Origin of the sequence: Leclercia sp. TB492 (assembly GCF_049974505.2) — a bacterium.
Taxonomy (GTDB): Bacteria; Pseudomonadota; Gammaproteobacteria; order Enterobacterales; family Enterobacteriaceae; genus Enterobacter; species Enterobacter adecarboxylatus_C.
Genome location: NZ_CM127572.1, coordinates 3,966,576 through 3,992,708 on the forward strand (window position 1 = coordinate 3,966,576; position 26,133 = coordinate 3,992,708).

Annotated in this window: 23 protein-coding genes; 11 read left to right on the forward strand and 12 right to left on the reverse strand. The window is 58.4% G+C overall.

All coding sequences use genetic code 11. From position 1 onward, the window contains the following. Positions 1-157 precede the first annotated feature (157 nt). Together metC and yghB are read left to right on the forward strand one after the other, a co-directional pair. Positions 158-1,345, forward strand: coding sequence for a cystathionine beta-lyase (metC, locus tag ACP4QI_RS18770; RefSeq protein ID WP_142487096.1), 1,188 nt, complete (start codon positions 158-160; stop codon positions 1,343-1,345). A gap of 141 nt (positions 1,346-1,486) precedes the next feature. Continuing rightward, positions 1,487-2,146, forward strand: a complete 660-nt coding sequence (yghB, locus tag ACP4QI_RS18775; protein ID WP_142487097.1) for a DedA family general envelope maintenance protein YghB — start codon at positions 1,487-1,489, stop codon at positions 2,144-2,146. A 50-nt stretch (positions 2,147-2,196) separates the two neighbouring features. Here yghB and ACP4QI_RS18780 read toward each other — a convergent pair whose 3' ends face one another. Further along, positions 2,197-3,093 carry an AraC family transcriptional regulator gene (locus ACP4QI_RS18780; protein WP_426495790.1) on the reverse strand — a complete coding sequence of 299 codons (897 nt, stop codon included), beginning with the start codon at positions 3,091-3,093 and terminating at the stop codon, positions 2,197-2,199. Between the two features lie 183 nt (positions 3,094-3,276). On the opposite strand from ACP4QI_RS18780, the gene yqhD reads away from it, so the two are divergent. Together yqhD and dkgA are read left to right on the forward strand one after the other, a co-directional pair. Then, on the forward strand, positions 3,277-4,440 hold the full coding sequence (yqhD, locus tag ACP4QI_RS18785) for an alcohol dehydrogenase (RefSeq protein WP_142487099.1): 1,164 nt from the start codon (positions 3,277-3,279) through the stop codon (positions 4,438-4,440). A gap of 105 nt (positions 4,441-4,545) precedes the next feature. Further along, on the forward strand, positions 4,546-5,373 hold the full coding sequence (gene dkgA / locus ACP4QI_RS18790; RefSeq protein WP_156264637.1) for a 2,5-didehydrogluconate reductase DkgA: 828 nt from the start codon (positions 4,546-4,548) through the stop codon (positions 5,371-5,373). Positions 5,374-5,404: 31 nt separating this feature from the next. Here dkgA and ACP4QI_RS18795 read toward each other — a convergent pair whose 3' ends face one another. From ACP4QI_RS18795 to ACP4QI_RS18815, 5 genes are all read right to left on the reverse strand, one after another. Beyond that, positions 5,405-7,576 carry a YgiQ family radical SAM protein gene (locus ACP4QI_RS18795; protein WP_156264638.1) on the reverse strand — a complete coding sequence of 724 codons (2,172 nt, stop codon included), beginning with the start codon at positions 7,574-7,576 and terminating at the stop codon, positions 5,405-5,407. Positions 7,577-7,739: 163 nt separating this feature from the next. Then, a complete protein-coding gene (gene ftsP, locus ACP4QI_RS18800) occupies positions 7,740-9,152 on the reverse strand; it encodes a cell division protein FtsP (protein ID WP_142487102.1) in 1,413 nt (470 codons plus the stop codon). A 59-nt stretch (positions 9,153-9,211) separates the two neighbouring features. After that, positions 9,212-9,949 (reverse strand): 1-acylglycerol-3-phosphate O-acyltransferase, encoded by a 738-nt coding sequence (gene plsC, locus ACP4QI_RS18805; protein WP_142487103.1) that lies wholly within the window; start codon positions 9,947-9,949, stop codon positions 9,212-9,214. 122 nt (positions 9,950-10,071) lie between these two features. Beyond that, positions 10,072-12,330, reverse strand: a complete 2,259-nt coding sequence (gene parC, locus ACP4QI_RS18810; RefSeq protein ID WP_426495789.1) for a DNA topoisomerase IV subunit A — start codon at positions 12,328-12,330, stop codon at positions 10,072-10,074. A gap of 119 nt (positions 12,331-12,449) precedes the next feature. Then, a complete protein-coding gene (locus tag ACP4QI_RS18815; RefSeq protein ID WP_142487105.1) occupies positions 12,450-12,851 on the reverse strand; it encodes a YgiW/YdeI family stress tolerance OB fold protein in 402 nt (133 codons plus the stop codon). 285 nt (positions 12,852-13,136) lie between these two features. Here ACP4QI_RS18815 and qseB point away from each other — a divergent pair, with 285 nt between their 5' ends. The 6 genes from qseB to ACP4QI_RS18845 all read left to right on the forward strand — a co-directional run bounded on the left by qseB (position 13,137) and on the right by ACP4QI_RS18845 (position 17,346). After that, positions 13,137-13,796, forward strand: a complete 660-nt coding sequence (gene qseB, locus ACP4QI_RS18820) for a quorum sensing response regulator transcription factor QseB (RefSeq protein ID WP_426495788.1) — start codon at positions 13,137-13,139, stop codon at positions 13,794-13,796. Further along, positions 13,793-15,142 (forward strand): quorum sensing histidine kinase QseC, encoded by a 1,350-nt coding sequence (gene qseC / locus ACP4QI_RS18825; RefSeq protein WP_426495787.1) that lies wholly within the window; start codon positions 13,793-13,795, stop codon positions 15,140-15,142. Before qseB ends, qseC begins: the two co-directional genes overlap by 4 nt. Before the next feature lie 106 nt (positions 15,143-15,248). After that, entirely contained in the window at positions 15,249-15,830 is a 582-nt protein-coding gene (locus ACP4QI_RS18830) for an NAD(P)H-dependent oxidoreductase (RefSeq protein WP_032614156.1), read from the forward strand. Between the two features lie 29 nt (positions 15,831-15,859). Next, positions 15,860-16,174, forward strand: coding sequence for a putative quinol monooxygenase (locus ACP4QI_RS18835; RefSeq protein ID WP_142487108.1), 315 nt, complete (start codon positions 15,860-15,862; stop codon positions 16,172-16,174). Positions 16,175-16,354: 180 nt separating this feature from the next. Continuing rightward, entirely contained in the window at positions 16,355-16,795 is a 441-nt protein-coding gene (lysM, locus tag ACP4QI_RS18840; RefSeq protein WP_142487109.1) for a peptidoglycan-binding protein LysM, read from the forward strand. A 23-nt stretch (positions 16,796-16,818) separates the two neighbouring features. Further along, complete coding sequence (locus tag ACP4QI_RS18845) at positions 16,819-17,346, forward strand: hypothetical protein (RefSeq protein ID WP_285129100.1); 528 nt, start codon at positions 16,819-16,821, stop codon at positions 17,344-17,346. Between the two features lie 18 nt (positions 17,347-17,364). Here ACP4QI_RS18845 and ACP4QI_RS18850 read toward each other — a convergent pair whose 3' ends face one another. From ACP4QI_RS18850 to ACP4QI_RS18860, 3 genes are read right to left on the reverse strand one after another with little or no spacing between them, the layout of a single operon-like run. Beyond that, entirely contained in the window at positions 17,365-18,552 is a 1,188-nt protein-coding gene (locus ACP4QI_RS18850; RefSeq protein WP_307763748.1) for a glycoside hydrolase family 88 protein, read from the reverse strand. Between the two features lie 28 nt (positions 18,553-18,580). Continuing rightward, on the reverse strand, positions 18,581-19,825 hold the full coding sequence (locus ACP4QI_RS18855; protein ID WP_185902391.1) for an oligosaccharide MFS transporter: 1,245 nt from the start codon (positions 19,823-19,825) through the stop codon (positions 18,581-18,583). 31 nt (positions 19,826-19,856) lie between these two features. Then, the gene (locus ACP4QI_RS18860) at positions 19,857-21,665 is read right to left on the reverse strand and encodes a DUF2264 domain-containing protein (RefSeq protein ID WP_426495786.1); all 1,809 of its coding nucleotides are present in this window, start codon (positions 21,663-21,665) and stop codon (positions 19,857-19,859) included. A 166-nt stretch (positions 21,666-21,831) separates the two neighbouring features. On the opposite strand from ACP4QI_RS18860, the gene ACP4QI_RS18865 reads away from it, so the two are divergent. Continuing rightward, positions 21,832-22,668 carry a helix-turn-helix transcriptional regulator gene (locus ACP4QI_RS18865; protein ID WP_142487114.1) on the forward strand — a complete coding sequence of 279 codons (837 nt, stop codon included), beginning with the start codon at positions 21,832-21,834 and terminating at the stop codon, positions 22,666-22,668. Positions 22,669-22,799: 131 nt separating this feature from the next. Here the strand turns inward: ACP4QI_RS18865 and parE are convergent, their stop codons facing one another. Genes parE through cpdA form a run of 3 tightly spaced genes read right to left on the reverse strand, consistent with a single transcriptional unit; the run spans position 22,800 to position 26,129 of the window. Continuing rightward, on the reverse strand, positions 22,800-24,692 hold the full coding sequence (gene parE / locus ACP4QI_RS18870; protein ID WP_285111597.1) for a DNA topoisomerase IV subunit B: 1,893 nt from the start codon (positions 24,690-24,692) through the stop codon (positions 22,800-22,802). Between the two features lie 28 nt (positions 24,693-24,720). Next, on the reverse strand, positions 24,721-25,302 hold the full coding sequence (gene yqiA, locus ACP4QI_RS18875) for an esterase YqiA (protein ID WP_142487116.1): 582 nt from the start codon (positions 25,300-25,302) through the stop codon (positions 24,721-24,723). Further along, a complete protein-coding gene (gene cpdA, locus ACP4QI_RS18880; protein WP_156264647.1) occupies positions 25,302-26,129 on the reverse strand; it encodes a 3',5'-cyclic-AMP phosphodiesterase in 828 nt (275 codons plus the stop codon). The genes yqiA and cpdA overlap by 1 nt, the downstream gene beginning before the upstream one ends. Positions 26,130-26,133: the final 4 nt, after the last annotated feature.

Here is a 26,133-nt window from a genome sequence, read left to right on the forward strand (position 1 = left end):
CCGTAAATTCGTTTCATTTTCCTTGCGCTTACGCAGGAAAAATTTCCCGGAAACAAATTTTAAAAAATTTTCCGCTGATCCTATCCCCCTCCTCGCGACCTTTTTTACTTTCGTGATAGTGTGGACGTCCAGACGTATAAAAACAGGTTGCGCAGACATGAAAGAGAAGCATCTTGATACCACCCTTGTCCAGGCGGGACGCAGCAAGAAATACACCCTCGGTTCGGTAAACAGCGTTATTCAGCGCGCCTCCTCGCTGGTGTTTGATACCGTCGAGGCCAAAAAGCACGCCACCCGTAACCGGGCGAAGGGCGAGCTTTTTTACGGCCGTCGCGGGACGCTGACCCACTTCTCTTTGCAGGAAGCGATGTGCGAGCTGGAAGGCGGTGCAGGCTGTGCGCTGTTCCCCTGTGGCGCGGCGGCGGTGGCCAATACCATTCTGGCGTTTGTCGAGCAGGGCGATCACATTCTGATGACCAACACCGCCTACGAGCCCAGCCAGGACTTCTGCACCAAAATCCTCAGCAAGCTGGGCGTGACCACCGGCTGGTTCGATCCGCAGATCGGCGCCAATATTGCCGATCTGATCCAGCCCAACACCCGGATCGTGTTCCTTGAATCGCCGGGCTCCATCACCATGGAAGTGCATGATGTGCCGGCCATTGTGCAGGCGGTACGCAGCAAAGCGCCGGACGCCATCATTATGATCGATAACACCTGGGCGGCAGGCGTGCTGTTTAAGGCGCTCGATTTTGGTATCGACATCTCTATCCAGGCGGCGACCAAATACCTGATTGGCCACTCGGACGGCATGATCGGTACGGCGGTCTCCAACGCCCGCTGCTGGGAGCAACTGTGTGAAAATGCCTATCTGATGGGACAAATGGTGGATGCCGATACCGCCTACATGACCAGCCGCGGCCTGCGCACCCTGAGCGTTCGTCTGCGTCAGCATCATGAAAGCAGCCTGAAAGTCGCCCGGTGGCTGGCGCAGCATCCGCAGGTGGCGCGCGTTAACCATCCAGCCCTGCCGGGCAGCGTGGGCCATGAGTTCTGGCAACGTGACTTTACGGGCAGCAGCGGATTGTTCTCCTTTGTGCTCAACAAGCGTCTGAGCAATGACGAGCTGGCCAACTACCTCGATAACTTCTCGCTGTTCAGCATGGCCTACTCATGGGGCGGCTTTGAGTCGCTGATCCTGCCGAACCAGCCAGAGCAGATTGCCGAGCTGCGTCCGGGCGGAAAAGTGGACTTTACCGGCACCCTGATCCGTCTGCATATCGGGCTGGAAAACGTCGACGATTTGATTGCGGATTTAGAGGCCGGGTTTGCTCGTATCGAATAGCTCGTGGACAAAAGAGGCCGCAAAGTAGGCATTTCTGGACACCACCTCCAGAAAAGTCTGATTTGTTGGGTCCTCGATCAAACCCATCGGGCTAAATAGGGAGTACAATAACTTCATATACGCTGTTCCACAGGAAAGCCCATGGCTGTTATTCAAGATATTATCGCTGCACTCTGGCAACACGATTTTGCAGCACTGGCGGACCCTCACGTGGTTGGGATTGTTTATCTGGTGATGTTCGCCACGCTGTTTCTGGAAAATGGGTTACTGCCTGCCTCATTTTTACCGGGCGACAGCCTGCTGCTGCTGGCGGGAGCGTTAATCGGTAAAGGGGTAATGGACTTTGCGCCGACGATGGTGATCCTCACCTCTGCCGCCAGCCTGGGCTGCTGGCTCAGCTACCTGCAGGGCCGCTGGCTGGGCAATACGCGGGTGGTCAAAAGCTGGCTGGCGCAGTTGCCGCATAAATACCATCAGCGGGCGACCTGCATGTTCGATCGCCACGGCCTGCTGGCGCTGCTCGCCGGGCGTTTTCTGGCCTTTGTGCGCACCCTGCTGCCCACCATGGCGGGCATTTCCGGCCTCTCTAACCGCCGCTTCCAGTTCTTTAACTGGCTGAGCGCGCTGCTGTGGGTCGGCGTAGTGACCACCTTCGGCTATGCGCTGAGCATGATCCCCTTCGTGAAACGCCACGAAGATCAGGTCATGACCTTCCTGATGATCCTGCCGCTGTTCCTGCTGGTAGCAGGGCTGGTGGGAACCATCGTGGTGGTGATCCGTAAGAAGTACTGCAACGCCTGACAGCTATACTCTTCACCCTCTCCCCATAGGGGAGAGGGAACTTGAACACCCTACCCCTGCATCATCCTGATCCGCGCCGCATCTTCCCCTGGCGTCACCCCGAAGTAACGTTTGAACTCCCGACTGAACTGCGACGCGCTTTCATACCCCACCCGCAGCGCGGCCGCGCTGGCCTTCATCCCGTCGTGAATCATCATCATCCGCGCCTTGTGCAGGCGGTAGCTCTTGAGATATTGCAGCGGCGAGGTGCTGGTCACCGATTTGAAGTTATGGTGAAACGCCGAGACGCTCATGTTGGCCTCTGCCGCCAGCTGATCGACGCTCAGGTTCTCGGTGTACTGGCTCTCGATGCGCTTCAGCACCCGGCTGATCAGGCTGAAGTGGGTCTGACGGCTGACCAGTGCCAGCAGCGCCCCGCCGCCAGGCCCCAGCAGCACGTGATAGAGAATTTCACGCACGATCTGTTTACCCAGAATGCGGGCATCCAGCGGCCGCTCCATCACATCCAGCAGACGCTCAATGGCGCAGAGGATCTCATCCGTCAGCGTGGCGGAGTTGATTCCGCTTGCCGCCATAGACGGACAAAACAGCTCGTCTTCGCCAATGTCCATCAGCAGCTCCTGCAGTTGCAGGATATCCACATTTAAACGAATCCCCGCCAGCGGCACGGCTTCTGTCGCGAAGGTTTCACATTCAAAGGGTAAAGGTACTGTCAGGAGCAGATATTCGCGCGGGTCATAGCGGAATACTCGCTCGTTGATATAGCCAATTTTATGCCCGGAAAAGAGAAAAATGATACCCGGCTGGTACATCACCGGCGTGCGGGTGCCGGGCTGAGTGCCGTACAGCAGGCGCACGTCCGGCAGCAGGTCGCCGAGATTATTTGCATTATCTTTCAGTCTGTTAATTTGCGCCGTTAGCTGCAGGCAGGTTTCATCGCGGTTCATCTTTGCTCGATCCGTCCAAGGTTTCCGACTGTTGCAGTGTGCGCGGTTTTTCGCAGTTTCTCCAGCTCCGTGTAGAAATGGGCAAGACAACGGCAGGAATGTGCATTGAGAGGAGAGCCTGCGCTCGCCACAATGGGCACCATCAGTTAGCCCGGTATTTTCACCCACCTAAGGGAACGAACAATGAACAATTTTAATCTGCATACCCCGACCCGTATTCTGTTTGGTAAAGACGCTATCGCCGATCTGCGCGGGCAGATCCCGGCAGACGCCCGCGTGCTGGTCACCTATGGCGGCGGCAGCGTGAAGAAAAACGGCGTGCTGGATCAGGTTTATAGCGCCCTGCAAGGTCTGGACGTGCGTGAGTTTGGCGGCATCGAGCCGAACCCCTCTTACGAAACCCTGATGAACGCCGTGAAAATCGCCCGCGACGAGAAGATCACCTTCCTGCTGGCGGTGGGCGGTGGCTCGGTGCTGGACGGCACCAAGTTTATCGCTGCGGCGGCCCACTATCCTGACGGCATCGACCCGTGGCACATCCTGCAGACCGGCGGCAGCGACATCAAAAGCGCCATTCCGATGGGCTCCGTGCTGACCCTGCCAGCAACCGGCTCTGAGTCCAACAAAGGTGCGGTGATTTCCCGTAAAACCACCGGCGACAAGCAGGCCTTTATGAACGAGCACGTGCAGCCGGTGTTTGCGGTACTGGATCCGGTTTACACCTACACCCTGCCGCCGCGTCAGGTGGCGAACGGCGTAGTGGACGCCTTTGTTCATACCGTTGAGCAGTACGTCACTTACCCGGTGAACGCCAAAATTCAGGATCGTTTCGCCGAGGGTATTCTGCTGACTCTGATTGAAGACGGCCCGGTGGCGCTGAAAGAGCCAGAAAACTACGAAGTGCGTGCCAACGTGATGTGGGCCGCGACTCAGGCGCTGAACGGCCTGATTGGTGCCGGCGTGCCGCAGGACTGGGCCACCCACATGCTGGGCCACGAGCTGACGGCGATGCACGGCCTCGATCACGCCCAGACCCTGGCGGTCGTTCTGCCTGCGCTGTGGAATGAGAAACGCGACACCAAGCGCGGCAAACTGCTGCAGTACGCTGAGCGCGTATGGGGTATCACCGCCGGTTCGGAAGAAGAGCGCATCGATGCCGCTATCGCCGCCACCCGCAACTTCTTCGAGCAGATGGGCGTGCCAACTCGCCTCTCCGGCTACGGCCTGGACGGCAGCTCCATCCCTGCCCTGCTGGCGAAACTGGAAGAACACGGCATGACCCAGATCGGTGAGCATCACGACATTACCCTCGACGTGAGCCGCCGTATTTACGAGGCCGCTCGCTAAGCGATTTTGCACGCTTACCTTTCGTTTTTCGGCATTTAGGCCAGGCTTAATGCACATACGCCACCAGAGGAGTACCTCTGGTGGATGTCCAATGAAGGAGGAAAAATGGCAAACCAAACCGTAATCAAGCTTCAGGACGGCAACGTAATGCCCCAGTTGGGGCTCGGCGTATGGAAAGCCGGTAACGACGAGGTCGTGTCCGCCATTCATAAAGCACTGGAAGTCGGCTATCGCTCCATTGATACCGCGGCCGCCTACAAAAATGAGGACGGCGTGGGCAAAGCGCTGGCCAGCGCCGGTGTGTCACGCGATGAGTTATTCATCACCACCAAGCTGTGGAACGACGACCAGAAGCGCCCTGCAGAAGCGCTCCAGGAGAGCCTGGACAAGCTGCAACTCGATTTCGTCGATCTCTACTTGATGCACTGGCCGGTACCGGCGATCGATCACTATGTCGACGCCTGGAAAGGGATGATTGAGCTGCAGAAAGAAGGGCTGGTGAAGAGCATCGGAGTCTGTAATTTCCAGGTTCACCATCTGCAGCGCCTGATTGATGAGACGGGCGTGGCCCCTGTCATCAACCAGATTGAACTGCACCCGCTGATGCAGCAGCGTCAACTCCACTCCTGGAATGCGACCCACAAGATCCAGACCGAATCCTGGAGCCCACTGGCACAGGGCGGCGAAGGGGTGTTCGATCAGAAAATCATCCGCGACCTGGCCGATAAGTACGGCAAAACCCCGGCACAGATTGTCATTCGCTGGCATCTGGACTGCGGCCTGGTGGTGATCCCGAAATCCGTCACCCCGTCGCGCATCGCGGAAAACTTCAAGGTGTGGGATTTCCGTCTGGATAAAGATGAGCTGGGTGAAATTGCGAAGCTGGATAAAGGCAAGCGTTTAGGGCCGGATCCGGACCAGTTTGGCGGATAAATAAAAAACCCCGGCGAGCCGGGGTTTTATTTTACGCTTTGCGTTTTACGGGTTTCTTCGCGGTTGCCCCCGCGTTCGAACGCTGATGCACAATCGGCGTGTGCTTGGTCAACGCCGGGCGGGTATGACGATTCTGGCGACGCGCTTCGCGCATCTCATCCAGCGTTGGCGCAGGCACCAGGCAGTCGCGACGTGAGCCGATCAGGTGCTTTTTACCCATCTCTTCCAGCGCCTGGCGGATCAGCGGCCAGTTAGCCGGATCGTGATAGCGCAGCAGGGCTTTATGCAGGCGACGCTGTTTGTCCCCCTTCGGCACCACCACATCCTCACTCTTATACCCAATCTTACTCAGCGGGTTCTTGCCGGTGTAATACATGGTGGTGGAGTTCGCCAGCGGTGACGGATAGAAGTTCTGCACCTGATCCAGACGGAAGCGGCGCTGCTTCAGCCACAGGGCCAGATTCACCATATCCTCATCACGCGTACCCGGGTGAGCGGAGATGAAGTACGGGATCAGGTACTGCTCTTTTCCGGCCTGTTTGGAGTAAGTGTCGAACAGCTCTTTGAAGCGGTCATAGCTGCCCATCCCCGGCTTCATCATCTTCGACAGCGGGCCTTCTTCGGTATGCTCAGGAGCAATCTTCAGGTAGCCGCCCACGTGGTGGGTCGCCAGCTCTTTGATGTAGCGTGGATCTTCCACGGCGATGTCGTAACGCACGCCGGAAGCGATGAGGATCTTCTTGATGCCTTTCAGGTCGCGGGCGCGACGATACAGGTTAATCGTCGGCTCATGGTTGGTGTCCATGTGCTCGCAAATGCTCGGATAGACGCAGGAGAGACGACGGCAGGTCTGTTCCGCACGCGGCGACTTACAGCGCAGCATATACATGTTGGCGGTCGGGCCACCCAGATCGGAGATCACGCCGGTAAAGCCCGGAACCGTGTCGCGAATGGCTTCGATCTCGTTGACAATCGACTCTTCGGAACGGCTCTGGATGATGCGCCCTTCGTGCTCGGTAATGGAGCAGAAGGAGCAGCCGCCGAAGCAGCCGCGCATGATATTGATAGAGAAGCGGATCATCTCATACGCCGGAATGCGGCTGTCGCCGTATGATGGGTGCGGCACGCGCTTGTACGGCAGGGCAAAGACGCTGTCCATCTCTTCGGTGGAGAGCGGGATCGCCGGCGGGTTGACCCAGATATAACGCTCGCCGTGCTTTTGCATCAGCGCACGGGCACAACCCGGGTTAGTTTCATGGTGCAGAATGCGCGACGCATGTGCGTAGAGCACTTTGTCAGCTTTGACTTTCTCAAAGGATGGCAGCAGCACGTAGGTCTTTTCCCACGGCTTTGGACGCGGCGGCTGAACGGTGATCGCTTTGGCTTCGGCTTTCTTCGGCTCAACAGGCTTGTTATCGGCACAGGGCAGATCTTCGCCGTACGGGTGCGGGATCGGGTCGATTTTGCCCGGCATATCGATGATGCGGGAATCTACCCCGCTCCAGCCCGGCAGCGCCTCTTTCACCATGATCGCGGTGTTGCGCACGTCGCGGATGTTGCCTACCGGCTCGCCCTGCGACAGACGGTGCGCCACCTCCACCAGCGGACGCTCGCCGTTGCCGAAGATCAGCATGTCGGCTTTGGAGTCCACCAGCACCGAACGGCGTACGGTATCAGACCAGTAGTCGTAATGGGCGGTACGGCGCAGGCTCGCCTCGATGCCACCCAGGATGACCGGCACGTCTTTCCATGCTTCTTTGCATCGTTGGGTGTACACGAGAGTGGCGCGGTCCGGACGCTTGCCCGCAACGTTATCCGCGGTGTAGGCATCGTCGTGACGCAGTTTTCGATCGGCGGTGTAGCGGTTGATCATCGAGTCCATGTTGCCCGCGGTGACGCCGAAGAACAGGTTCGGTTTACCGAGGCGCATAAAGTCCTCTTTGCTGTTCCAGTCCGGCTGGGCAATGATCCCGACGCGGAAGCCCTGGGCTTCAAGCATACGACCGCAGATCGCCATGCCAAAGCTCGGGTGATCGACATAGGCATCGCCGGTCACCAGAATAATGTCGCAGCTGTCCCAGCCAAGTTGGTCCATCTCTTCACGAGACATCGGCAGGAACGGTGCCGGTCCAAAGCAGGCCGCCCAGTACTGGGGCCAGGAGAAGAGGTCACGATCCGGCTGGATCAGGGAAATTGCGCTCATAATGCTTCCGAAGAAAAAATAGACAAAAGGAGCGGGATTATACGCTGGATCAATGTGGGAAATGAAGGAGTATTGTGCGGGGATGTTAATGCCCGGTGGCGCTGCGCTTACCGGGCCTACGGGCCTGTAGGCCCGGTCAGGCGAAGCCGCCACCCGGCAAGATTTACGGTGCCGGATTGATTAACATTTGCCCCACCGAGCCCCTGTCCATCATCTCCAGCGTCTGGCTGTGGAACAGGAACGGGAAGTGCGGCCAGGAGGGCTGACCGTAATAGACCAGCAGTTCGACCTGCCCGTCGACCCAGACGGTATCTTTCCAGCCCCGGTCTTCCGGGAACGGCATGGCGCCGTTGACGTTGCGCACCATGAACTTCACCCCTTCGATATGGAATGACTGCGGCATATCGGCGCGCACCGTCCAGCGCTCCCAAGTGCCCTGCTGGGCGGTGATATCAATGCGGTTCACATCCCACAGCTGGCCGTTGATGCCCGGATCGTCACCGAGGCTGATATCCCGGGTGCGCACCGGCGTCCCGCTCAGGACCTCGTCCGGCAGCAGGCGCATCGGCAGGGTATCGGTCACCAGCGGTAACAGGCCGGTTGGACGCAGGGTCAACACCAGGGTCGAGACCAGAATGCTCGACGGTTCAAAGAAGCCGCGCAGGCGGTCAACGATGCTCGCCGCCTCGCCGCAGGTGATCGACACTTCATCGCCGTTGGTCATATCCACCAGAATTTCGCGCCGCTCGCCCGGGGCCAGCGCCAGCTGCTTCACCGGCACCGGGGCCGGTAAAAAGCCCTGATCCCCGGCAATCACGTGTAGCGCCCGGCCATCGCTCATCTGCAACTGATAGCGGCGTGAGTTGGATGCATTCAGCAGGCGCAGGCGCACCCAGCCGCGTGACACCTCAACATACGGACTCTGTGCGCCGTTCACCAGCAGCGTGTCACCAACAAAACCGCCGCTGCCCGGCTCGCTGTACTCCGGCGAACCGAAGTTATCCAGTCGCTTGTCCTGAATGATGATCGGGAAGTCATCGACCCCGTAGTGATTCGGGATCGGCAGGGATTTGCTGATCTCATCTTCCACCAGCCACATCCCCGCCAGCCCGGTATAGACCTGCTGCGCGGTGCGGTTTGGGGTGTTGGCGTGATACCAGAGGGTGGCGGCGTTCTGGCGAACCGGCAGAACCGGCGCCCAGTCGGCGCTCGGGGACATCATGCGCGGCGCACCGCCCAGCAGCGGGCCCGGCACCTGCAGGCCGCTGATGGTCATGGCGACGTTCTCCGCCAGGCGGTTGCTGTAGATCAGTTTGACGTCATCGCCGCTCCAGACGCGCACGGTCGGGCCAAGGTAGCGTCCGTTAACGCCCCAGACGTTCGCCCGCGTCCCCTGGGTGAACGACCAGTGGGTGCGCTGCAATGTCAGGAACAGCGGCTGACCGCGGCGGGATTCAAGTAACGGCGGGATGGGCAGCGGCTGCTGCTGCCCGGCGGCGTTTGCCCTCAGCGGAACCGCACCTGCACAAAGGGCGATACCCGATGCCTGAATAAACTGACGGCGACTGAGTGACATATTAGCTCCATGTATAAACGTACTAACAACGCGGGAACTCGTTTTCCCTTTAAGCCGGCTTAAACCCTGCCAGCGGCTTCGCGCTCTGCGACTTCTTTATCGAGTTCAGCGATTTTATTCAGCATTAATTCGCGGCAGTGGGCCGCCAGCTCGCGCACCTGATCTTTGCCATATTTACTGACATCGACCGGCGGCAGCATCTCGACGATAACCAGACCGTTACGCAGGCGGTTGAGGTTAATCTTATTCGATGTATTGGAAACACACACCGGAATAATAGGTACACCTGCCGCAATTGCGGCGTGAAACGCGCCAGTTTTGAACGGCAGCAGGCCGCGACCGCGGCTGCGGGTCCCTTCCGGGAACATCCAGATGGAGATTCTGCGCTTTTTGAAGTGGTTTACCACCTCGGCGATGGTGCCGTGCGCTTTGGCGCGGTTGTTACGGTCGATCAGCAGGTTGCCGGTCAGCCAGTAGAGCAGACCGAAGAACGGCACCCACAGCAGGCTTTTTTTGCCCACGGTAACGGTTGGCGGCTGGACGATTTTTGCCGCGGTGACCATATCGTAGTTGTTCTGATGGTTACCGATATAGATAGCGTTGCCATGTTTCTCTGCCCCTTCCGGCAGACGCGTTTCTACTTTCAGTCCAAACAGTGGCCCCAGACGGGCAAACATGTGGCCAAAAGTGGCAACGTGTTTTGGATTACGCGGGCTGAACAGGCAGTAAATACAGCCGAAAATACAGACCAGAATGCAGTAAATAACGGCAAGAATGGAACGAACAATTAATAGCATAGCGACCTCAAAAACCCCTGACAGCTGACGATTATACTGCAACTGTTCACTGGTAACTCTTTTGTTTTTATAACGGATGTTTAACGCGAGACCCCCTCCTGAACGGAGGGGGAGGTGCTCTGTTACGCTTCGTTGTTGCTCGCATTACCGCGGTTCGGAGAGTCGATCTCCACGCGGTCGATGCGTTGCAGGCCGCGCATCAACGACCCTCTGCGTCCACGTTCGCCCACCACTTTCTGCAGCTCTTCTGGGCGCAGTTTGATTTTGCGTTTACCCACGTGGATGGTCAGAGTGCTCTGCGGCGGCAGAATAAAGAGGTGCGAAAGGCTGTCTTCACCTGCGGCCGCTTCCGCCGTTGCGATGTTGATGATCTTGTTACCTTTACCTTTCGACAGCTGCGGCAGGTCACTGAGCGGGAACATCAGCATCCGGCCTGCGGCGGAGATCGCCAGCAGCATGTCGCTCTCGTCCTCAATCACCAGCGGCGTCAGGACGCGGGCGTTATCCGGCAGGCTAATCAACGCCTTGCCCGCGCGGTTACGCGACACCAGATCGTTAAAGGTACAGATAAAGCCGTAGCCCGCATCGGAGGCCAGCAGCAGCTTCTGCTCGTCACCTTCCATCAGCATATGCTCAACCGTCGCACCCGGCGGCAGCGTCAGCTTGCCGGTCAGCGGCTCGCCCTGCCCGCGCGCCGACGGCAGCGTAATCGGATCGATGGCGTAGCTGCGCCCGGTAGTGTCGATAAAGGCCACCGGCTGGTTGCTCTTGCCCTTCACCGCAGCTTTGAAGCTGTCGCCCGCTTTGTAACTCAGACCCGGGGCGTCGATGTCGTGCCCCTTGGCGCTGCGTACCCAGCCGCTTTGCGACAGCACGATGGTCACCGGCTCGGACGGCTGCATGTCATGCTCGCTCATCGCTTTCGCTTCTTCGCGCTCGTGCAGCGGAGAGCGACGGTCGTCGCCGAAGGCGTCGGCATCCGCCTGCAGCTCTTTCTTCAGCAGGTTGTTCATCTTGCGATCGGAGGCGAGGATCGCCTGCAGCCGATCGCGCTCTTTTTCCAGCTCGTTCTGCTCGCCGCGGATCTTCATCTCTTCCAGTTTGGCGAGATGGCGCAGTTTCAGCTCAAGGATCGCTTCGGCCTGAGTTTCGCTGATGCCAAAGCGCGACATCAGGGCCGGCTTCGGCTCATCCTCGGTACGAATGATCTCAATCACTTCGTCGATGTTGAGGAACGCCACCAGCAAACCTTCGAGGATATGCAGGCGCTTGAGTACTTTTTCCAGGCGATGGTTCAGACGACGGCGCACCGTATCGCGGCGGAACGTCAGCCACTCGGTGAGGATCTCAAGCAGGTTTTTTACCGCCGGACGTCCGTCGAGCCCAATCATGTTCAGGTTGATACGGTAGCTTTTTTCCAGATCGGTGGTGGCGAACAGGTGATTCATCACCGGCTCCATGTCCACGCGGTTGGAGCGCGGCACAATCACCAGACGGGTCGGGTTCTCGTGGTCGGATTCATCGCGCAGGTCATCCACCATCGGCAGCTTTTTATTGCGCATCTGGGAGGCGATCTGCTCCAGCACTTTCGCGCCGGAAACCTGATGCGGCAGCGCAGTGATCACCACCGCGCCGTCCTCTTTGGTCCACACCGCGCGCATGCGCACGGAGCCGCGACCGTTCTGGTAGATTTTGCGGATTTCCGCGCGGGAGGTGATGATCTCCGCTTCGGTTGGGTAGTCCGGCCCCTGGACGATATCCAGCAGCTCATCCAGCGAGGTTTTTGGCTGTTCAATCAGGGTGATGGCCGCTTTCGCCACTTCACGCAGGTTGTGCGGCGGAATATCCGTCGCCATCCCCACGGCAATACCGGTAGTGCCGTTCAGCAGAATATTCGGCAGACGCGCAGGCAGCATTTTCGGCTCCTGCATCGTACCGTCGAAGTTCGGCACCCACTCCACGGTGCCCTGGCCCAGCTCGCTGAGCAGCAGTTCGGCATATTTAGAGAGGCGGGATTCGGTGTAACGCATCGCCGCGAAGGATTTCGGATCGTCCGGCGCCCCCCAGTTCCCCTGGCCGTCGACGAGCGGATAGCGGTAAGAGAACGGCTGGGCCATCAGCACCATGGCTTCATAACAGGCGCTGTCGCCGTGCGGATGGTATTTACCCAGCACGTCGCCCACGGTACGGGCGGATTTTTTAAACTTGGCGCTGGCGTTCAGACCCAGCTCAGACATCGCATAAACGATGCGGCGCTGAACGGGTTTCAGCCCATCACCGATAAACGGCAACGCCCTGTCCATGATGACGTACATGGAGTAGTTCAGGTAGGCGTTTTCCGTGAATTCATGTAGCGCGAGGCGCTCTGCCATATCGCTCATTAAATGGGATTCCTCAACTCAGAAACCGGTTGGTTTCAGGCAATATTGCCGCAGATACTACCTTATCTGGCGAGTCGAGTCACAGAGAAAAAGGGCCGCAATGGCGGCCCTTTTTCGGGTTATTTACTCAGCTTGATAACCTGTTTCACGTCGATTTCGAAATCGTTCCACTCTTTATCGACTTTACCCTGCAGCTCAACCTTATCCTGCGGGGTAACGGTCACGCCGTTCCAGCGCTTGTGGTCAATTTCGACCACCACCGTACCGCTCTCGTCGCGGAAGGTGTAGCGGTCATCGGACAAGCGCTCGGTGATGTTCCCGCGCAGTTTCACCCAGCTGTCGTCCTTCTGATCCTTGACCTTCTGCGCCGTGGTGAGGTTGGCGTCGTTATCGACAAAACCGCCCTGCTGGGTTTGCGTCTGGGTTGCCGTGGCCGACGGGCCGTTAAACCCGCCCTGAGCCGCAAAAACCGGCGCAGTGGTGATCATCATGATGGCAGCAATCGCAGCGTATTTTTTCATCTTAACTCTCCCTTTAGAGCCTGTCCCGGTAGGCGTATTTGTTGCAGACAGTTTGAACACGGACAGCGCGGAACAACCGGAGCGTACTTGAAGTACGTGAGGATTGTGAGCACTGCCCAGGTTCAAAATGGCAAATAAAATAGCCTAACGGGATAGGCTGTTGATGTTGTTTCGCAGTCCATTAAACAGGGTAAACCTTAACAACTTCTTAAGCGGAAAATTTAAATTTTTTTACTGTACAGCCGGGCGTGACAGAGGGTTTACTGGCCGCAACAGGGAGGGAACATGCGCATTTTACTGGTAGAAGACGACAAGCTGATTGGCGACGGCATTAAGGCCGGGCTGACAAAACTGGGCTTTAGCGTGGACTGGTTCACCGAGGGTGAAACCGGCAGAGCGGCGCTCTACAGCGCCCCCTATGATGCCGTGGTGCTGGATCTGACCCTACCCGGCATCGACGGGCTACAGATCCTGCGCGACTGGCGGGAACGGGGCCGCAGCGAGCCGGTGCTGATCCTGACCGCGCGGGACGCGCTCAACCAGCGCGTCGAAGGGTTGCGCCTCGGGGCCGACGATTATCTCTGCAAACCCTTTGCCCTGATCGAAGTGGCCGCCCGTCTTGAAGCGCTGGTGCGCCGCAGCCACGGCCAGGCGCGCAGCAAACTGCGCCACGGCGGCGTAACGCTCGATCCCAGCCGGCTGGTGGCCAGCCTAAATGGCGAAACCCTGGTGCTCAAGCCCAAAGAGTTCGCCCTGCTGGAGCTGTTGATGCGCAACGCGGGCCGCGTGCTGCCGCGCAAGCTGATTGAAGAGAAGCTCTATACCTGGGACGACGATGTCTCCAGCAACGCCATAGAAGTCCACGTTCACCATCTGCGCCGCAAGCTCGGCAGCGATTTTATCCGCACCGTGCACGGCATCGGTTACACCCTGGGTGACGCATGAAACTGACCCAACGCCTGAGCCTCAAGCTGCGCCTCACGCTGCTGTTCCTCGCCCTGTCGCTGACGGCGTGGTTTGCCGCCAGCCTGGTCGCCTGGCACCAGACCAGCGATAAGCTCGATAAGCTGTTCGACACCCAGCAGATGCTGTTTGCCAAACGGCTGCTGACCATGGATCTGGATGAGCTCCGCGCCCCGCAACGGATGCGCGAGGTGCCGAAAAAAGCGAAACACGGGCATCTGGACGACGATGCGCTGGCCTTCGCCATCTACACCCCCGACGGCAAAATGGTGCTCAACGACGGTGAAAACGGGCGCGATATTCCCTATCACTATCGCCGGGAAGGTTTTGATAACGGCCAGCTCAACGACGATAACGACGAATGGCGATTCTTATGGCTCACCGCGCCGGACGGAAAGTACCGGGTGGTGGTCGGCCAGGAGCGGGAGTACCGCCAGGAGATGGCGCTGGACGTGGTGAGATCGCAGCTCACCCCGTGGCTGGTGGCCCTGCCGGTGATGCTGCTGCTGCTGATCGTCCTGTTGAGCCGTGAACTCTGGCCGCTGAAAAAGCTGACCCAAACCCTGCGCGCCCGCTCCCCCGATGCCACTGACCGGCTGGCGACGCATGGCGTGCCCGTTGAGGTTCGCCCCCTGGTGGACGCGCTGAATCAGCTTTTCGCCCGCACCCAGGAGATGATGGCTCGGGAGCGTCGTTTTACTTCGGATGCCGCCCACGAGCTGCGCAGCCCGTTAACCGCCCTGAAAGTGCAGACCGAGGTGGCCCAGCTGTCGCTGGACGATCCGCAGGCGCAGGCGAAAGCCCTGACCCAGCTGCATGCCGGGATCGACCGGGCATCAAGGCTGGTTGAACAGCTCCTGACGCTGTCGCGCCTGGATTCGCTGGAAAATCTGGACGATGTCGAAACCCTTAACATGGCCGATTTACTCCAGTCGGCAGTGATGGATATCTATCACCTGGCGCAGCAGGCCGGAATCGACATTCGGCTCAACATCCACGCCCCGCAGGTCACCCGTCCCGGGCAGCAATTACTTCTGAGCCTGCTGGTGCGCAACCTGCTGGACAACGCCGTGCGCTACAGCCCGCGCGGTAGCCAGGTGGAGGTGACGCTCGACGCCCACAGCGTGACCGTACGCGACACCGGCCCGGGTATTTCCCCCGACGCCCTGGCGCGGATCGGGGAGCGTTTTTATCGCCCACCCGGTCAGGATCAGACCGGCAGCGGCCTGGGTCTGTCGATTGTGAAGCGCATCGCCGCCCTGCACCGAATGACGGTTTCGCTACGCAACGGGCAGAATGGCGGATTTGAGGTCAGGATCGGCTGGTAAGGCATTATTGCTTTTTCAGCAAAAGACTTTGCACATTTTGCTAATTTCACCGCACCGCTGTCGCGCGTAGAATGGCCCTCAGACTCGCTACTCTGAGGACAACTTAATGAGCAATATCCTGATTATCAACGGCGCGAAAAAATTCGCCCACTCCAATGGCCAACTGAATGACACCCTGACCGAGGTCGCGGACGGCTTCCTGCGCGACGCCGGGCATGATGTTAAGGTCGTGCGCACCGACGGTGAGTACGATATCCAGGCCGAAGTGCAGAACTTCCTCTGGGCCGACGTCGTAATCTGGCAAATGCCTGGCTGGTGGATGGGCGCGCCATGGACCGTGAAAAAGTACATGGACGACGTCTTTACCGAAGGTCACGGCGCGCTGTATGCCAGCGACGGCCGCACCCGCTCTGATGCATCGAAGAAATACGGCTCCGGCGGCCTGATCCAGGGGAAAAAATACATGCTCTCCCTGACCTGGAACGCACCGATGGAAGCCTTCACCGAAGAAGATCAGTTCTTCCACGGCGTGGGCGTTGACGGTGTTTATCTGCCGTTCCACAAGGCTAACCAGTTCCTCGGAATGGAAGCCCTGCCGACCTTTATCACCAATGACGTGATCAAAATGCCGGATGTGCCACGCTATATCGCAGAATATCGCAAGCATCTCGCGGAAATTTTTGCTTAACTGATGGCATGTTATCAGGAGAAATGACCATGCTTACCGTTATTGCTGAAATTCGCACCCGTCCTGGGCAACATCACCGTCAGGCGGTGCTGGATCAGTTCGCAAAAATTATCCCAACCGTTTTAGAAGAGGCTGGCTGCCACGGCTACGCGCCGATGGTGGACACCGCCGCAGGCGTCAGCTTCCAGACCACCGCCCCGGACTCCATTGTGATGGTTGAGCTGTGGGAGACCGTGGCCCACCTCGAAGCCCACCTGCAAACCCCGCACATGAAAGCGTGGAGCGAGGCGGTGAAAGGTGACGTTCTGGAAACCCATATCCGTATTCTGGAGCAGGGGGTTTAACCTCCACGGTATCGCCGGGCGGCACTGCGTTTGCCCGGCCTACGGTTTTGTAGGCCCGGTAAGCGTAGCGCCACCGGGCAAAACAGAAGCCCGGTAACCTTAGGTTACCGGGCTTTTTTTATCACCTTAAAGCGCAGCTGCTATGCTTATTCCTGATTTCATTGTTATCTGGAGGAAGGAATGGGAATTTTTAACTTCGTTAAAGAAGCAGGTGAAAAGCTGTGGGATAACCTGACCGATCACAAAGGTCAAAGTGATAAAGTCTCGGAGCACCTTAAAAAGCTCAACATACCGGGTGCCGAAAAGGTGCAGGTCAACGTCAACGACGGTAAGGCCGTGGTGACGGGCGACGGGCTGACCCAGGAGCAGAAGGAGAAAATCCAGGTCGCGGTGGGGAACATCGCAGGGGTCAGCGAGGTGGAGAACACCATCACCGCCACCGACACCCAGCATGAAGCCACCTACTACACGGTAAAATCGGGCGACACCCTGAGCGCCATCTCCAAAACCGTGTATGGCGATGCGTCGAAATACAACAAAATCTTTGAAGCCAACCGCCCTATGCTCTCCAGCCCCGATAAAATTTATCCGGGGCAGACGCTGCGTATTCCTGAAGCCTGATAGCGTCGCACAGAGGGACGATAATGAAGATAGCCTGTCTGGGCTGGGGCTCGTTGATATGGAAAAGCGGCTCACTCCCCGTCGCCGGGGAGTGGAAAACCGACGGGCCGTCGCTGCCCGTCGAGTTTTGCCGGGTCAGCGACGGCGGTGAACTGGCTACCGCCATCTGTATGAATGCCCCTGCCGTACCGGTGCTCTGGGCGTGGCTCAACGCGGAAACGCTGAGCGTGGCCTGTCAGGCGTTGCGCGAGCGCGAGGGGATCCCGGAGGAACGTTGTGACGGCATCGGCTCGCTGCCGATCGCCGGTCGCCACACCGGTCTGCTTTCAGAATGGGCAGTGGAGAGAGGTATCGAGGCGGTGATCTGGACCGGACTGCCGCCGAGAAGCGCCTCGCTGGAGGGCCGGGTGCCCACCGTGGACGAAGCCATTGTCTATCTGGACAGCCTGAGCGGCGAGACCCGCCAGCACGCGCGGAACTACATCGACCAGGTGCCGGAGCAGATCGACACGCCTTACCGGCGAGTCATAAAAGAGGTGCTGGGGTGGTGACCTCACCCCAGCTTTTATTTACCAGTACAATTTCCAGCTCTGGGTAAAACGCACCAGAGCTTCTACATAGAAGTAGTCCCCCCAGCTGGCGCACTCATCCACGCCCTTATTGCTGGCGAGGTGATAAACCGAGTGCTTCAGCAGACCGTTGCCCTTCTCCTCTTTGCCCATCAGATAGTGCTTCGTCAGCGAGGACATGATCCCTTTCGCCCACGCCAGATAGCGCTCGCGGTCCGGGTCGGTCGCCGGCAGATGCTTCACCAGCTCCAGCAGGCCGCACACCGCAATCGCCGCCGATGACGAATCGCGCAGGGCGTCGGTGCCCACCAGAGCCAGATCCCAGTGGCAGACATGATCCTCCGGCAGGCGGTTGAGGAAGTAGTTCGCCAGCCGTTTTGACAGGGCGATCATGGTCGCGTCGCCGGTATAGATATAGCTCAGCAGGAAACCGTAAATCCCCCACGCCTGGCCGCGCGACCAGCAGGAGTCATCCGCATAGCCCTGCTGGGTGTTGCCGTAGCGCGGTGCGCCGGTAACCACGTCCATATAGTAGGTGTGGAAGGTCGAAGCATCTTCGCGGATGAGATACGTCGCGGCCTGCATCACGTGGGCTTTAGCGGCCTCGGCAAAGCGCGGATCCCCGGTCTGCTCGGTCGCCCAGTAGAGCAACGGCAGGTTCATGTTGCAGTCGATAATCATCCGCCCGGCCTGTTCCGGATCCGCCAGATCCCCCCACGCCTGGATGATCTTCGCTTTCTCGTGGAAGCGCTCCAGCAGCGCTTCGGCGGCCAGCAGCGAGAAACCGCGCGCCTCACGGCTGCCGGTCAGTCGCCAGTCCGCCACGCAGGAGAGCGTGTAGAGGAAACCGAGATCGTGGGTGTTGGTGTCGCTGCGCCCGGCGATGCGCAGGCCAAACGAGCGGGTGTGTTTCTCGGCCATGGCACGGAATTTTTCATCACCGCTCATCTCCCACGCCAGCCACAGTTGCCCGGTCCAGAAGCTGGTGGTCCACTCGACGTTTTCCGTCAGCGGGTAATACCCCTCCTTGCAGGTTTCTGCCGGAAATTTGTCGCCGAACTCCGTTAAATGACGGCTAATCAGGTCGAGGACGTGGCTGCGCGCCGAGCTTAACTCATCGCTAAAGGCGCGTTCATCCACGGGGGCGGGAATATCGGCCAGACGTTCCTCGGTGATATGACTTAACATAATTCGATTCCTTCTTTGACGGCGTAAATTAGTGGTGTTCTGCAACGTTCAGCGTTTTAGCGCCGCGCCATTTGCTCTGGCAGGCGGATAAGGTAAACGCAGAAATCAGGGTAAAGGTCAGCGCCGTAGCGCCCATGATGATATAGGTCTGCTCAAAGCCGATGCGGTCATACATATAACCGGCCGGTGAGGACACCACGACGTTGCCGACGTAGAGCATCGCCTGATAGCCCAGCAGATACATGGTGGCGTTGACGCGTTTATCGAAATGCTCGGCGATATATTTAAATACCGACACCAGCAGGAGACAGATTTCCAGACCGTACAGCGGCTTGAGAACCGAAATTAACAGGTGCGAGTCGCACATCCCGGAAATAATCAGTCGCGCTCCGACAATCAGGCCGACAATCAAAAGTCCGCGTTTGGCCCCGATAAAGTTAACGAACAGCGGGATCACCATATACATGACGAATTCCATCCCCGACTGCACGGTACCCAGATAGCCAAACACCGCGTTACCCTGGTGAATATCATCGAAGAAGGTGACGAAATAGCGGGAGAACTGCTGCTCGGCGATAAACATCATCCACGCTACCCCCGCCACGTACAGGCAGAAGGCCCAGAACTTGCGGCTGCGCAACAGGGCATAGACGTCCGCCGGAGCGATTTTCTCTTTGGTCAGCACCTCACCGGCATGGGCCGAGTTGGTGTTCACTTTCAGGTTCAGCAGGACGATCAGCATAATCACCGACGCCACGCTGCCCATAATAAAGTTGTACGCCGGGGAGAGGTTAAACAGCAGGCCGGAGAACGAGGAAGCCACCGCCCAACCCAATGAACCCCACATGCGGATCTGACCAAACTCCATGCCATTAAGGCGGCTGAAACGGTCAGAATAGGATTCGCACGCCGCCACGCCCGCATACCAGGCGAAGCTTAAATAGAGCGCGCCGATAATAATCCCCAGCATGGTGTTGGACATTAACAGCGGCTGATAAACGTAAATAAAGAACGGCGCCATCAGGGCGGACATCGCCACCACAAAATAGAGCAGGTATTTGCTCATGCCGATCTTATCCAGAATATAGCCGTAGATCGGTTTCAGAATAACGGAGAAGATCCCGTTAACCGCAAATACGGTACCGATCACCGACCCGCTGAGATTGGCTTTTTGTCCGAGCCAGATCGCCAGCAGGCCAATACTCGCCGACCAGGTAAAGAAATAGAGAAAGATAAAACTGCTGATTTTGTAATATTCAGTTTTGTTATTCATACCATCCTCGCCGATATCCAGGGTAAGGGCTTTATAAAATGAACGACAGCTGACGTTCGCTTCCAGGTGCGCGAATCACCACCTGGTTATTGTTAATGTGCAGTTGGGGGCTTTCCGCCCGGTTTTTATTCTGTGCAGAGGCCGTCACCGCGCAGCAGAGCCAGCTCTCCCCTTTAGGAATGGTGGTGCTGAGCACCGGAATAGCGGCGCATTCGGCAAACATGATGCTGCTGTTTGGCGGCGTCACCACGCTGTCGGGCTGGCGGGTGATGTTTGGTGAGAGATCGACGATGGCGCTGCTGCCGTTGTCCGCGCTCAGATAACTGCCCCGACCGTGCAGCTGCGGCTCAGCTTTGATCACTGCAAACCCGCCCTCGACCGTTTGCAGCGTGCGTGCGCTGTTGATGCGGTGCAGACGCAGATGCCACTCGCCGAAGGGCACCTGCCAGCTCTCGATATGGACGTCATGCCACGGCGACCAGCGCGAAAAAATACAATTTTCGTCAACACGGACTTCCTCGCACTCGCGGCGTCCACGGAAGTAGTTATCGCCATCGGCCAGCAGCAGCATGGAATCGCAGGCGGCGTGCTTGAGGCCGAAACGCCCGCGCTCAATGGTGAAACCAAAGCGGCTGGAGTAGGCAAATTTGGTGTATTTCGCCTCGGTATTAACGTAGTTGTTCAGCTCCAGCTGTCCGGCAGTGAGCAGGGTCACATGATCGGTGTGGATCAGGATCTGCTGGGCATGGGGGATAACGCGCTTTTCGGCCAGCGCTGGCAGCGGCTGTTCGTCGGCCTGCCAGAACGGATGGCTCTCCGGCAGGGCCAGGATCAGGTACGTTTTCAGCGTCCAGTACGGCGAGCCGGGGGAGTTATAGTCCTCGCACATCGCCAGATTCGGGTAAGCGAACCCGAGGGTCAGGATCCCGTCGCGATCGGTAATCGGTTGCTGCTGCCACCAGCGCAGATGGCGGAGGATAATCCCCTTCACGATGCCCGGCGTGAACACCTCCAGCCCGGAGAAGGCCACCGCGCTCCAGAAGGCGACCATCGCGAAGCGGTAGGTCAGGCTGCGGCCAAAGGGCACTGAGGCACCGTCAGCGGCGGACATGTAGATGAAGTCTTCAGCAAACAGACGCGAACGCTGGCGCAGCACCTCTGCCCGCGCCTCATCGCCGCTCAGGGTGGCGTAGATCAGACCATAGAAGTGAAACGCCATTGAGATGTAGTAATCCTTTGGCCGCCCCGGACCGTCGGAGTACCAGCCCTCCCCCAGATAGTAGGCGTCCATCATCGCGAAGCGGCGATCGATGGCCTGCTGGTCATAAGGCAGCCCGGCACGCTTAAAGCCGAGCTGCACCATGATGGCGAAGTAGTTCCAGTTGCTGTCCGGCATCGTCGCATCGGTGATTTGGTTCAGCCAGGCGTGAAGGTTCATCACCTCGCGCTCGCTGAACAGATCGGTGAGTTTGTCCTGCAGCAGCGCCAGCCCGAGACCGTAGGCCGCCATCTCCACCAGACGCTGATCGTAAGGCCCGGCTTCGCCCCAGTAGCCTGTGCTTTGCGGGTTGGTGCCCTGCTTAATGGCGGCGATGTACTTGTCGCTGAACGGCGTGCTGTCGCCTGCGGCCATCAGCGGAAACAGCCCCCACAGCACGCGGGACAGCCCCTCCATCTGCGCCACATCCGTGGCGTAGTGCGCGCTGGTATCGCCCAGCGAAAAGCGGGAGCTACCCGCCGGGAACTGCGTGTCCACTGCTTCCAGCAGAGTGTTCAGCGCCGCCACCAGATCCTGACGGGATGACAACGGATTTGATTTTTCTTTGTTTGCCGCGCACATAGGGTCGTCCTCGTAATCAACTGCGGCAAAGAATAGTTAATCAGCGAGGGACAGAAATGTTAGCCGGGTCACAGGTGTGAGAGATGAATAAACCCGCAGTTGAGGAAATTTAAAAAGGTGGTTTATAAAGAGGCAGGAAAAGGGAAAAATTGAGTTTTATTGCACTATGCGCAAAACACCCACGGCGGAACATCTTGAGCTGATCGCCCTGAACGATACCATCGTGTCGTTCAGTCGCCTGTTCGCCAACACCGTGCGCTACCATCACTGGCACCAGTGTCTGGAAATTCTCTATGTCGAAGAAGGATTTGGCATAGCGATTGTCGATAATCGCCACTACACCATGCGCCCGGGACGGCTGTTTTTCTTTCCGCCTTTTACCCTGCACAAGGTGATGGTCGATCCTCAGGCCGAAGCGAACTATCGCCGCACCATTATTCATCTCGATCAGCATGCGGTCCTGAAGGCGCTGCGTGATTTTCCGCAAACCCAGCAGCGGCTACAGAAGCTGTCGCAGCGCGGAGGGGAGGCCTGGGTGGCGGATATGGCGCACTGCCACAGCCATCTCGATCATCTGTTCAGCTGTTATCCGCCGCCGATGAACAGCGAGCGCGTCGCCAGCCTGCTGATCGGCCTGTTTGCCATGCTGCCGCACGATGACGAAGGCCAGCCCGGTAACAGTCAGGGGATCGCCAGCCAGGTGATGTTCTGGCTGGATGAGCATTACCAGCAAAAATTCAGCCTCGATGCGCTGGCAGGCGAGCTGGGGAAATCCCGCAGCTACGTGTCACGGAAATTCCATGCCGAAACGGGGGAAAAAATTCACGATTATCTGAATACGTTACGCCTGCGCAAAGCCTGCGAAAGTTTGCTGCACTCGGAGGCGAGCGTGCGGGATATTGCCGCGCGGGTGGGGTTTTCGGATGTGACCTATTTTATCAGCGCATTTAAAAAGGGCATCGGAGAGACGCCCTTACAGTATAGAAAGAATCATGCAGCCTGAGGAGATGCCGGGTGGCGGCGATGCCTTACCCGGCCTACAAAATCCGTAGGCCCACGCAAGTCCCGTAGGCCCGTGCAAGCGAAGCGCCGCCGGGCAAATAGCCCGCACGATCCCTGCCGACCGGCATTTTATCAACCTTCAATGTCCGCCAGATCGCCCTTCTCCTGCAGCCAGTTGCGGCGGTCTTCCGAGCGCTTCTTGGCCAGCAGCATATCCATCACCGCGTTTGTCTGCTGCTCGTCTTCATCGCTGATGGTCAACTGCACCAGACGGCGGGTATTAGGATCGAGCGTGGTTTCACGCAGCTGCAGCGGGTTCATCTCGCCCAGCCCTTTAAAGCGCTGCACGTTCGGTTTGCCCTTCTTGCGCTTGAGCTGCTCCAGCACGCCCGCCTTCTCTTCTTCCGTCAGGGCGTAATAGACCTCTTTGCCGAGATCGATACGGTACAGCGGCGGCAGCGCCACGTGGACATGACCGTTTTTCACCAGCGTACGGAAGTGCTTCACGAACAGCGCACACAGCAGGGTGGCGATGTGCAGGCCATCGGAGTCCGCATCCGCAAGGATACAGATCTTGCCGTAACGCAGCTGGCTCAGATCCTCGCTGTCCGGATCGATACCGATCGCCACGGAGATGTCGTGCACCTCCTGCGACGCCAGCACCTCATCGGAAGAGACTTCCCAGGTGTTGAGGATCTTACCCTTCAGCGGCATGATCGCCTGATATTCACGATCGCGCGCCTGCTTGGCCGATCCGCCCGCCGAGTCCCCTTCCACCAGGAACAGCTCGGTGCGGTTCAGATCCTGCGCGGTACAATCCGCCAGCTTGCCCGGCAGCGCAGGACCGCTGGTGAGCTTTTTACGCACCACTTTCTTCGCCGCCCGCAGACGACGCTGGGCGCTGGAAATCGCCATCTCGGCCAGCATTTCCGCAGCCTGAACGTTCTGGTTCAGCCACAGGCTGAAAGCATCTTTCACCACGCCGGAGACGAAGGCCGCGCACTGGCGCGAGGAGAGACGCTCTTTGGTTTGCCCGGCAAACTGCGGATCCTGCATTTTGACCGACAGCACATAGGCGCAGCGATCCCAGATATCCTCCGCCGACAGCTTCACGCCGCGCGGCAGGATATTGCGGTATTCGCAGAACTCGCGCATCGCGTCCAGCAGCCCCTGGCGCAGGCCGTTAACGTGCGTCCCGCCCTGCATGGTTGGGATCAGGTTGACGTAGCTTTCGGTCAGCAGCTCGCCGCCTTCCGGCAGCCACAGCAGCGCCCAGTCCACCGCTTCCGTATCACCAGAAAAATTACCGATGAACGGTTTTTCCGGCAGGGTTGGCAGGCCGTTGACCGCTTCGCCCAGGTAATCGTTCAGACCGTCCTGATAGCACCAGCGCTGTTCACTGTTGTTGACCTCATCCTTAAAGGTAATTTCCACCCCAGGGCAGAGGACCGCTTTCGCTTTCAGAATGTGCGTTAAGCGTGAGACCGAGAAACGCGGGCTGTCGAAGAAGCTCTCGTCCGGCCAGAAGTGGACGCTGGTGCCGGTATTGCGTTTGCCGCAGGTGCCGATGACCTTCAAATCCTGGACTTTGTCGCCGTTCTCAAAGGCGATGTTGTACACCTGGCCGTCGCGGCGCACGGTGACTTCAACCCGTTTTGACAGGGCGTTGACCACGGAGATACCTACCCCGTGCAGACCGCCCGAGAACTGGTAGTTTTTGTTGGAGAATTTGCCGCCCGCGTGCAGACGGCAGAGGATCAGCTCAACCGCCGGGACACCCTCTTCCGGGTGAATATCCACCGGCATGCCGCGACCGTCGTCGATCACTTCCAGCGACTGGTCGGCGTGCAGAATAACGTCGACGCGTTTGGCATGACCCGCCAGCGCTTCGTCGACGCTGTTATCAATTACTTCCTGGCCCAGATGGTTTGGGCGCGTGGTATCGGTGTACATCCCCGGACGGCGGCGAACCGGCTCAAGCCCGGTGAGTACCTCAATGGCATCAGCGTTATAGGTTTGCGTCATGATTTAAACTAGCAATTCGCAGCGATTGTCAGAGGCTGTGCAGACCAAGAAAGTCGACAATCTGGGTGAAATGATCCTCAAAGCCCGTGAAGGCATGATTACCGCCCTCTTCTATAGTCTGGCGGCAAGAGGCGTAGTACGCCACCGCCTGGCGGTAATCCAGCACTTCATCACCCGTCTGTTGCAGCAGCCAGATAAGATCTGGCGCTTCCAGCGGATCAATCTGCATAACTTTGAGGTCGTAAATATGGCGTGACTCTAGCACATATTGCTGTCCGGTGTAGGGGTTCTCGTTGTGCCCCAGATAGCCCACCAGCAGCTCAAAAGGCCGTACCGCCGGGTTGACGACCACCGCGGGCACCATAAAGCACTGGGACAGCCAGGTGGCGTAGTAGCCGCCGAGGGATGACCCCACCACGCCAAAGGGCTCGCCGCCGTGCGCCAGGACAATCGCCTCCAGCATTTCGGCGGCTTCGGCCGGGTACGGCGGCAGCTGAGGCACGATCATCTCGACGTGGGGATGATGCACCTCCAGCCACTGTCGAAACAGCGTCGCTTTAGCCGAGCGCGGGGAACTGTTGAATCCGTGCAAATAGAGAAGCGCAGACATCAGTAGCCTTCTGACGCGGTATCCGGGCGGAACTGCGTGCTTTGCAGGCGGCAGACTTCGGTCGTTAACGAGCCGTCGGCATGCAGTTCCAGCCAGCGCCAGCCTGGGGCAATGGTGTCTAAAGTGAAGTTTGCGCAGTGCGGTTTGAACTGCACGCAGGTGGACGGCGTAGCCAGCAGGCGACGACCGTTCCAGTCGAGATCCAGCTCCTGGTGAATATGGCCGCAGAGTAAGTTATTAACCCGCGGGAATTTCATCAGCACCTGATCGAGAGCGGCAGAGTTGCGCAGGCTGTGCTGATCGAGCCAGCTGCATCCTGCCGGCAACGGATGATGATGCAATAAAAGCAGAGTATGGCGCTCAGGATCGGCCGCCAGCTTTGCTTCGAGCCACTCCAGCTGAAACTCGCTCAGCTCGCCGTGCGGCACGCCAAAAACCTGGCTGTCGAGCAGCAGGATTTGCCAGTTGTCGCCCGAGTGGACCCGCTTCGCAGGGGAAATCCCCGCATCCTGAAGCGCGCTGTACATCGAAGGTTGAAAATCGTGATTACCGGGTAACCAGACGCAGGGCGCGTTAAAGCTCGCGATACCTTCAGCAAAATGCTGATAAGCCGCGGAGGTTTGATCCTGCGCCAAATCGCCCGTGGCGACAATCAGATCGCATTCGCGCTTCTGGGCATGAATGGCTTCCAGAACAGCCTGATAACTCTCCCAGGTATTAACACCCAACAGGGTTTCATGCTTTTTGGCAAACAGGTGAGTATCAGTAATTTGCAATACCCTGACTGGCGCCCCACCAGCAACAGTCAGGTTCAACAGGCTTTCCAAATGG

Excerpts from the sequence above, each read along its gene's own strand:
- metC (WP_142487096.1), top strand. The coding sequence starts at position 158 with ATGAAAGAGAAGCATCTTGATACCACCCTTGTCCAGGCGGGACGCAGC.
- yghB (WP_142487097.1), top strand. The coding sequence starts at position 1,487 with ATGGCTGTTATTCAAGATATTATCGCTGCACTCTGGCAACACGATTTT.
- ACP4QI_RS18780 (WP_426495790.1), bottom strand. The coding sequence starts at position 3,093 with ATGAACCGCGATGAAACCTGCCTGCAGCTAACGGCGCAAATTAACAGA.
- yqhD (WP_142487099.1), top strand. The coding sequence starts at position 3,277 with ATGAACAATTTTAATCTGCATACCCCGACCCGTATTCTGTTTGGTAAA.
- dkgA (WP_156264637.1), top strand. The coding sequence starts at position 4,546 with ATGGCAAACCAAACCGTAATCAAGCTTCAGGACGGCAACGTAATGCCC.
- ACP4QI_RS18795 (WP_156264638.1), bottom strand. The coding sequence starts at position 7,576 with ATGAGCGCAATTTCCCTGATCCAGCCGGATCGTGACCTCTTCTCCTGG.
- ftsP (WP_142487102.1), bottom strand. The coding sequence starts at position 9,152 with ATGTCACTCAGTCGCCGTCAGTTTATTCAGGCATCGGGTATCGCCCTT.
- plsC (WP_142487103.1), bottom strand. The coding sequence starts at position 9,949 with ATGCTATTAATTGTTCGTTCCATTCTTGCCGTTATTTACTGCATTCTG.
- parC (WP_426495789.1), bottom strand. The coding sequence starts at position 12,330 with ATGAGCGATATGGCAGAGCGCCTCGCGCTACATGAATTCACGGAAAAC.
- ACP4QI_RS18815 (WP_142487105.1), bottom strand. The coding sequence starts at position 12,851 with ATGAAAAAATACGCTGCGATTGCTGCCATCATGATGATCACCACTGCG.
- qseB (WP_426495788.1), top strand. The coding sequence starts at position 13,137 with ATGCGCATTTTACTGGTAGAAGACGACAAGCTGATTGGCGACGGCATT.
- qseC (WP_426495787.1), top strand. The coding sequence starts at position 13,793 with ATGAAACTGACCCAACGCCTGAGCCTCAAGCTGCGCCTCACGCTGCTG.
- ACP4QI_RS18830 (WP_032614156.1), top strand. The coding sequence starts at position 15,249 with ATGAGCAATATCCTGATTATCAACGGCGCGAAAAAATTCGCCCACTCC.
- ACP4QI_RS18835 (WP_142487108.1), top strand. The coding sequence starts at position 15,860 with ATGCTTACCGTTATTGCTGAAATTCGCACCCGTCCTGGGCAACATCAC.
- lysM (WP_142487109.1), top strand. The coding sequence starts at position 16,355 with ATGGGAATTTTTAACTTCGTTAAAGAAGCAGGTGAAAAGCTGTGGGAT.
- ACP4QI_RS18845 (WP_285129100.1), top strand. The coding sequence starts at position 16,819 with ATGAAGATAGCCTGTCTGGGCTGGGGCTCGTTGATATGGAAAAGCGGC.
- ACP4QI_RS18850 (WP_307763748.1), bottom strand. The coding sequence starts at position 18,552 with ATGTTAAGTCATATCACCGAGGAACGTCTGGCCGATATTCCCGCCCCC.
- ACP4QI_RS18855 (WP_185902391.1), bottom strand. The coding sequence starts at position 19,825 with ATGAATAACAAAACTGAATATTACAAAATCAGCAGTTTTATCTTTCTC.
- ACP4QI_RS18860 (WP_426495786.1), bottom strand. The coding sequence starts at position 21,665 with ATGTGCGCGGCAAACAAAGAAAAATCAAATCCGTTGTCATCCCGTCAG.
- ACP4QI_RS18865 (WP_142487114.1), top strand. The coding sequence starts at position 21,832 with ATGCGCAAAACACCCACGGCGGAACATCTTGAGCTGATCGCCCTGAAC.
- parE (WP_285111597.1), bottom strand. The coding sequence starts at position 24,692 with ATGACGCAAACCTATAACGCTGATGCCATTGAGGTACTCACCGGGCTT.
- yqiA (WP_142487116.1), bottom strand. The coding sequence starts at position 25,302 with ATGTCTGCGCTTCTCTATTTGCACGGATTCAACAGTTCCCCGCGCTCG.